Source organism: Mesonia sp. K7 (assembly GCF_003233725.1).
In the GTDB taxonomy this organism is placed as follows: Bacteria; Bacteroidota; Bacteroidia; order Flavobacteriales; family Flavobacteriaceae; genus Mesonia.
The window spans coordinates 104,556-111,383 of record NZ_QKQV01000008.1 but is presented as its reverse complement, the minus strand read 5'-3'; the positions used below and the strand labels follow the sequence as shown (position 1 = coordinate 111,383).

At 33.4% G+C, this 6,828-nt stretch carries 8 protein-coding genes; 3 read left to right on the top strand and 5 right to left on the bottom strand.

The features are described 5' to 3' along the window. Positions 1-72: 72 nt before the first annotated feature. On the bottom strand, positions 73-495 hold the full coding sequence (locus DNG35_RS07565; RefSeq protein WP_111127477.1) for a hypothetical protein: 423 nt from the start codon (positions 493-495) through the stop codon (positions 73-75). Positions 496-796: 301 nt separating this feature from the next. Between DNG35_RS07565 and DNG35_RS07560 the strand changes: the two genes are divergently transcribed. Genes DNG35_RS07560 through DNG35_RS07550 form a run of 3 tightly spaced genes read left to right on the top strand, consistent with a single transcriptional unit; the run spans position 797 to position 3,211 of the window. Beyond that, positions 797-2,149: a 2TM domain-containing protein gene (locus DNG35_RS07560; protein WP_111127476.1), complete on the top strand. Its 1,353-nt coding sequence runs from the start codon at positions 797-799 to the stop codon at positions 2,147-2,149. Positions 2,150-2,151: 2 nt separating this feature from the next. Then, positions 2,152-2,457 (top strand): 2TM domain-containing protein, encoded by a 306-nt coding sequence (locus DNG35_RS07555; RefSeq protein ID WP_111127474.1) that lies wholly within the window; start codon positions 2,152-2,154, stop codon positions 2,455-2,457. Positions 2,458-2,467: 10 nt separating this feature from the next. After that, positions 2,468-3,211, top strand: coding sequence for a LytTR family DNA-binding domain-containing protein (locus DNG35_RS07550; protein ID WP_111127473.1), 744 nt, complete (start codon positions 2,468-2,470; stop codon positions 3,209-3,211). Position 3,212: 1 nt separating this feature from the next. On the opposite strand, the gene DNG35_RS07545 is transcribed toward DNG35_RS07550, so the two are convergent. The 4 genes from DNG35_RS07545 to DNG35_RS07530 form a co-directional block, all read right to left on the bottom strand. Next, entirely contained in the window at positions 3,213-4,391 is a 1,179-nt protein-coding gene (locus DNG35_RS07545; RefSeq protein ID WP_111127472.1) for an LETM1-related biofilm-associated protein, read from the bottom strand. 167 nt (positions 4,392-4,558) lie between these two features. After that, a complete protein-coding gene (locus DNG35_RS07540; protein WP_111127470.1) occupies positions 4,559-5,362 on the bottom strand; it encodes an anti-sigma factor domain-containing protein in 804 nt (267 codons plus the stop codon). After that, entirely contained in the window at positions 5,359-5,895 is a 537-nt protein-coding gene (locus tag DNG35_RS07535; protein ID WP_111127469.1) for an RNA polymerase sigma factor, read from the bottom strand. Before DNG35_RS07535 ends, DNG35_RS07540 begins: the two co-directional genes overlap by 4 nt. Positions 5,896-5,988: 93 nt before the next feature. Then, a complete protein-coding gene (locus DNG35_RS07530; protein ID WP_111127467.1) occupies positions 5,989-6,807 on the bottom strand; it encodes a hypothetical protein in 819 nt (272 codons plus the stop codon). Between the last annotated feature and the right edge of the window lie 21 nt (positions 6,808-6,828).

The following is a 6,828-nucleotide window of genomic DNA, read 5'->3' as shown; positions in this document are numbered from 1 at the left end:
GTGTTCATTTTTTGTTTTCATAAGTGACTATAATTAATGGTCTAATTTTTAGTCAACCTATTTCAGGAAAGTTCATTCCCAAGCTTCTCCAGAACCGTCTTGCATATCTACACCAAACCTATCGATAACCGTTGTGTTTTGATCTATGATTTGAAAAGCATCGTCACCGTTTGAACTGATCACCGAGTTTTCTATAAGGTTTGTCTGTACACCAAACTCAGCTTCAAAAGTGGTTTGGTCGTTGGTAATATAAATAAAATCATCGGTGATTGTACCAAGTGAAGATAAATCGATTGTGGTAGTATAACCACCACCATTGGCTTGTCTTTGTATATTCCAGCCTGTAAAATCGATGGTTCCGTCTGCATAAATTTCTAATACTCTTCCTGCAGCTCCGCTACAAGGCGAATCTACATAACCTGTAATTAAAGCTTGTTGTGCAAAAGTTGTCATTGAGACTAAAGCTATTAAAATACTGAAGTAAGTTTTTTTCATAAGTATAATGTGTATTTTTAGTTTGCAGCAAAATTAGTTTTTAAGCCTAAAGTGAAGTTCAAATTAAGGTTATCTAAAAATTACAATATCTCAAGAAGGAAGGCTAATTATGGTGTTTGTTACAAAAGAAAAACCTAAAATTTTCTTTAAATTAACACATCAAAGTATAAAATGATTTTTAAGGCTCATAAACATTAACTTCTGAATAATTTACATTTCGTACCTTAAATTCTACAATTGGGTCATCTCTATTTTGGAGTAATCTAAACTTAGAAGATATTTGTTCTGAAATTACGAACTCATGAAAGCACAACATTTCATATTATTATTTAAAATATCGATAGCAGTCACTTTGCTTATCGTAGGCTTAGAGGTTATTTTTAATAATTTTAATTGGAAGCTTTTATTGGATGGTAAAATGTTATTGATTCAGTTCTCCTATTGTTTTACCATTACCTTATTCAATTTTGTCTATTTCGTATGGTTAGAAAAAAAATACGATTGGCAGACCGAAAGTAGAAAGCGATTTACAATAGGGGTAATAGGTTCGACGATTGTTACTTTATTAGCTTTTCATGTCTGTCGCTTTTTTCATTTGGTGGTGATAGAGCAGTCGAAAAGCCTAGAGCAGTTTTACGGAGAAGAGAGCATACGTTATTATTTATTTCCTTTTTTAATTGCTTTGGTTGTAAGCTTATTTTTACATGCATTTTACTTTTACAAAGCAATTCAGGAAGAAAAAGTAACCGAACAAAAACTTATTGCAGGAACAGCTTCGGCAAAATTTGATGCGCTTAAAAATCAATTAGATCCGCATTTTTTATTTAACAGCCTCAATGTACTTACTTCATTGATTGAAGAAAATCCTGATGCTGCCCAACGATTTACCACTTCTTTATCTAAAGTCTACCGTTATGTTTTAGAACAAAAAAATAAAGAATTGGTCGAAGTAGAAGAGGAATTACAGTTTGCCAAAAGGTATATTGGTTTGTTGGAAATGCGATTTGAAAACAGCATTCGGTTTTCTATGCCAAACAAAATTTCGAATACAGAAGCTAAGATAGTTCCCCTATCCTTACAATTACTTTTAGAAAATGCCGTCAAGCACAACACGGTCTCTCCTGAGCAACCACTCAGTATCTCCATCTACGAAGAAAAAGGATTTCTAGTGGTCAAAAACAATCTTCAGCAGAAAAATATTATAGGTAAAAGTGCGGGTTTTGGATTGCAGAACATCCAGCAACGCTACCATTTACTTACGTCACGAAAAATGATTATTGAAAAATCCAAAGATGCTTTTTTGGTAAAACTACCCATTCTAACAAAGCAAGTACATTACATTAAAAATTCTATAAATGAGTTAGATATGACCACAAAAGAAAAATTAGAACGAGCTCAAGAACGTGTAAAAGAAGAAAAAGCCTTTTACGGAAATTTAACAGCCTATTGTATCGTCATCCCGTTTTTGTTTTTCATCAATTGGTTGAGCACTGGTTTTGGTATTCCTTGGTTTTTATTTGCTGCCGGTGGTTGGGGAATAGGCTTGTTTTTTCATTATATGGAAGCTTTTGATCGTAATTTTCTCTTTGGAAAAGAATGGGAAAAAAGAAAGATGAAACAATTTATGGAAGATAATAACTTTAAAAACGAATAATTATGGACACTAATCAAGAAAGACGCTACTTAGAAGCAAAACAACGGGTAAAAGACATCAAAGACTTTTATATGCATTTTATTGCTTACGGCTTAGTCATCGGTTTTTTGGCATTTTTAAATTTTAAACACGGTTTTGATACCTATCCGTGGGTACTTTGGCCAGCATTGGGTTGGGGAATAGGTATAGCTTTTAATGCGGCTAGTGCATTTAGAATCAATCCTTTTTTTGATAAAAATTGGGAAAAAAAGAAAATAGAAAAGTATATGAAAGAGGAAGAGGAAATGGCTCAACAACGATGGGAGTAATATCAAGTGTATGAAAGCAATTATTATTGAGGACGAAAAGCCTTCGGCGAGAAGACTGCAGCGAATGCTAAGCGAAATAGGAGTAGAAGTAGGTACTGTGTTACATTCTGTAAACGAATCGATTGCTTGGCTGCTGGAGCATCCTCATCCAGATTTGATTTTTTTGGATATTCAGTTGAGTGACGGTATTTCCTTTGAGATTTTTGAAGAGGTTCCGCTAAAAAGCGCCATTATTTTTACAACGGCTTACGATCAGTATGCTTTAAAGGCTTTTAAACTTAATAGTGTTGACTATCTTTTAAAACCTATCGATGAAGATGAGTTATCTCAGGCCTTATCTAAGTTTAAACAACAACGCTTAGCCGATTTGCCCATAACAGAGTTAAAAAACATGTTGGTTCATCAACAAAAAAGTTATAAAAAACGTTTTGTGACAAAAGTTGGACAGCATTTAAAAATGTTTCCGATAGAGGAAATCTCATGTTTTTATAGTGAAAATAAAGGAACTTACCTACACACTTTTGAGGGTAGGAATTATTTACTGGATCAGCCGTTAGAAAAATTGGAAGGAGAACTTAACCCCAATATTTTTTTTAGAATTAGTAGAAAATATATTATACAGATCAAGGCCATCGAAGATATGATAAACTATTCCAATAGTCGTTTGCAGTTAAAAATAACCAACTTAAAAGATAATGAGGTAATTGTAAGCAGAGAACGTGTTAAAGACTTTAAAGACTGGTTGGCGCAATAATTTATTCTTCTAATTTGTTTTCATCAAAGGCAGAAGGCAAAAGCTGTGGAATAAATTTAATGAGAATTGGCAACAAAATACTTCCGCCTGGTAAAATAAAAATTCCTAAAGATGGAATTGATTTACAAATATCCAACAACTGACTTTTTACTTTTTTTCTTTCTTCTTTGCTGAGGTTTTGGTGTGTAGATTTGGTGAGCAACACCACAAGTTCTTTACTTTCTGATAACTCTTGCAACAAACGTGTTTTGTTACGGATAATCAGAAGCTTGACCATTCTTTGAGTATTGTTGTAAAAATGTCCCAGAGCATTACTGTACTTAAAATAAGCAATGTTTTGTTGATTTTTTTCGAAAAAAGAAAGCATTCTAGACAAAGACTGCTTGACGATTTGGCCGTCAAAGCCTAATTTTTTTCCGAAAGTAAACAGAAACTTCAACTCTTTACTGTCTATTTTTTGGTCGTTATATAAAGTTACACAAGCCAAATCGAGAAAGTACCTCTTGGTAAAATAAGAAAGTTCTTTTTCGAAAAAATCCTCTTTAGGTTGCTTTTCCAGCGAGTCGTAGCGAAGTGAATTTTTTAATAGGTTTTCTACCAAAACATCATATTTGCCTTGTTTTGCCCGTGATTCTAACGATTGTAAAACTAAGGTCGAGATATCAGCTTCGAGTCTTTTAATAGCTTTTGCAGGATTTTCTTTAGTTTCCAAGTAATTTTCGAAAGCTAAAACATCTACAAAAATAAGCGCATTGGTTACGATATGACTAAATTGTTTTTTCACTTTAGTGACATTGGTCTGGATACGCTGGTGAATAATGCTTTCTAACTTCTCGGTAGGCGCGGTTTTAAAATGCAGAAAGTTAAAACTCCAGGGGCTTTTTTTCTCTACTTGCTGATAAAAGTCTAAAATATCCGTGACGATTGCAGTAACTTCAAAAGTGTTATTCCGTCGAAGAGCAATATAGATAAGTGCATCGATTAGATTTACTTTGGTAAGTTCCTCTATTGTCCAGCGACTGTTTTTTTGATGGGTAAAGCTAGAAATACTGTTGGCATAGATAAAGCCCGAATCTAATAAATAGGTGTAAAAAGCCTGTGGTTGCTGAAAAAATATAGCATGATCTTTTTCTAATTGGTGAAGATGTTTTTTAAGCCAACCTGTAGCTGAAGGATTCATTTTTTAATATCGAAATTTTAAAAAACCAAACCACTTATATTTTCGTATGTATTAGAAAGTAAGGTAATTACTTTTCACAAATGCAATTTTGGTTTTTGTTTTTTTGTTAGTATGAAAAAGGGCTGTTTATTATAAACAACCCTTTTTCTTTTTTATACCTTATTTTTTTAGCCTACTGTCCCTAAAGTATATAGTTGCTCTAAAGTAGGTGTTGCGCTTCCGCCTTTAGGTTCTAATGTGATTCCAAAACCTTCAGATAAATTGATGTTTTCTAAAATAAATATTTTGTTTTCATCACTTTCAAAGTTAGATAAAAGACCAATGCTCGTAGGTGTTAGCGGTTCTAGTGTTAACGACCAAACTTGGTATTCTTTACCTTCAGGAGGTGTTGGTAAATGCTTGGCATCTATATAGACTCTGTTGTTTTCTTTATCCCAATGTACTGCGGCAAAAGCTTCTGGAGCAATTTGTTGCCCTTGTAATTCTACCGTTTGTATATTTCTGTCTCTTAAGACAGCCAATAACTCTTTTGTTTTTTCTTCCGAAGCTCTACTTTCTGAGATTTGGGTTTCTAAATCTTTATTTTCGGTAGCTACTACTTCAATTTGTTGTTCTAATTCTTTGTTTTTGTTCCATAAAGAGAAAATACCTATTAGTAAAGCAATAGAAGCAACCCAACCTAACCACATCAATACTTTTGTCTTGTTGTCTTCTTTTTGTATAGGTATCACTTTCGTGGAATCACCAATGTTTAACTTTGCTTTTATTCGATCAAGAAGTTGTTCTGGGTTATAGGGTGAAGCTGCTGCTGAAAGTTGTAGCAAAGCATTTTCTATCTCGTTAACTTCCTGTTCGATTTCAGGGTATTGTTTTAAAACAGCAGTAATCTCTGCGTTTTGTTTTTCGGAGAGCGCACCAACTACATACAGTTCTAAACTGCCAGATTCTATGATATCATTTATTTCACTCATTCGTTAATCAGAAGTTTTCTTAAAGATTTTATACAATTTCTACTTCTTGTTTTAATGGTTCCTATAGGTGTTTGCAGTTCTTCTGCGGTTTCTTTTTGAGTATAGCCTTGAAAGAATAATAAGTTGATAATATCTTTACAGTAAGGTTCTACCATTTTTATATATTTCTTGATGCCAATAGCGTTTACAGCTGTAGAAAAACTGGTTTTTTGTTCAATAATACTTACGAAATAATCGGCATTTAAGTTTTTCTTTTGGTTTTTAAAACTTTTAGAACGGGTCTTGTCGATTGCAGTATTTCGAGCGATATTTAGAAGCCAGGTAAAAAACCTACCTTTTGAAGGATTGTAGCTTTCTATATTTTCCCACACTTTAATAAAAACATCTTGCAAAACTTCTTCGGCAATTTCTTTATCTCTCACAATACTGTAGATGATGCCATAAGTACTTTCAGAATAACGTTCGTAAATCTTTGTGAAAGCCTGAGGGTCTTTCTCTTGAAGTTTTGAAATGAGCAAGTCGGGTTGTTTCATATAGGAAAAAAAGTTTTTCTAAGGTAGTAAAATATTTTGTACAAAAAAAGCTTCTCAAAGCGAGAAGCTTTTATCTTTTTTTGCTTTAAGAAATTACTCTTCTAACATAAATGTTCTTGTAACAGCGTTAAAAGGTCCTTTAACTAGATTTCCATCTTTGTCTAAAAGTTCTAATCTAACGGTATTTTCACCCATAGGTAAATTTTCCATCACATAAGGTTCCCAGCTGTCTAAAATGAACTCTTGTCCGTTTATGTGAGCTCTAACTTTGTTGCCATCTACAGCTAAATTTGAATTTACCAAGAAGAAATCCAATAATACTTTTTCGGTATCTTTTCCTTTATAGCTTCCTTTTGGTCTGCTGTAAAATAAGTGCTCGCCTTTTGGATCGAAATCCATTTTATTAGCATCAGTAACATTTCCTACCGAAATCTTTTTAACTACATAAGAATTGGCGTTTTTTACGGCTTCGTGATAAGATCTAGATAAGAAGGCTAAAACAACGTGATCACCTTCGCTCATTTCTTTTTTAAATTTTGGGTCATAATGAGCAGAGTAAGGTTCGTTGTCTATAATTAGATGAATATGTTGCCCTTTATCTGAAGCTGCTAAGCCATTTGGAGATTTAGGTTGTGTTTGTGCACCAAGTTCATAATTGTTGACCGCAAAATCGAAATCTACTTCGCCTGCCTTAACTTTGTCTTTGGGCATGTTCATCGCTAAACTTGCTTCTGCGTATGCTGGAGAACCAGAAAGTTTAGTCAAAACGATTTTTTCTTCTTTTACTTCTTCTTGTAGAAGGCTGTCTGTTTGTTCGGCTTCGTCGATGTTTTCGTCTTTTTTAGTGTCGTTTTTACACGCTGTGAAGGCAAATAAAATCGATAAAACCAGAATTAAATTGATTCTTTTCATAAAGTTGTTTTTCTTTTCGAT

Excerpts from the sequence above, each read along its gene's own strand:
- DNG35_RS07565 (WP_111127477.1), bottom strand. The coding sequence starts at position 495 with ATGAAAAAAACTTACTTCAGTATTTTAATAGCTTTAGTCTCAATGACA.
- DNG35_RS07560 (WP_111127476.1), top strand. The coding sequence starts at position 797 with ATGAAAGCACAACATTTCATATTATTATTTAAAATATCGATAGCAGTC.
- DNG35_RS07555 (WP_111127474.1), top strand. The coding sequence starts at position 2,152 with ATGGACACTAATCAAGAAAGACGCTACTTAGAAGCAAAACAACGGGTA.
- DNG35_RS07550 (WP_111127473.1), top strand. The coding sequence starts at position 2,468 with ATGAAAGCAATTATTATTGAGGACGAAAAGCCTTCGGCGAGAAGACTG.
- DNG35_RS07545 (WP_111127472.1), bottom strand. The coding sequence starts at position 4,391 with ATGAATCCTTCAGCTACAGGTTGGCTTAAAAAACATCTTCACCAATTA.
- DNG35_RS07540 (WP_111127470.1), bottom strand. The coding sequence starts at position 5,362 with ATGAGTGAAATAAATGATATCATAGAATCTGGCAGTTTAGAACTGTAT.
- DNG35_RS07535 (WP_111127469.1), bottom strand. The coding sequence starts at position 5,895 with ATGAAACAACCCGACTTGCTCATTTCAAAACTTCAAGAGAAAGACCCT.
- DNG35_RS07530 (WP_111127467.1), bottom strand. The coding sequence starts at position 6,807 with ATGAAAAGAATCAATTTAATTCTGGTTTTATCGATTTTATTTGCCTTC.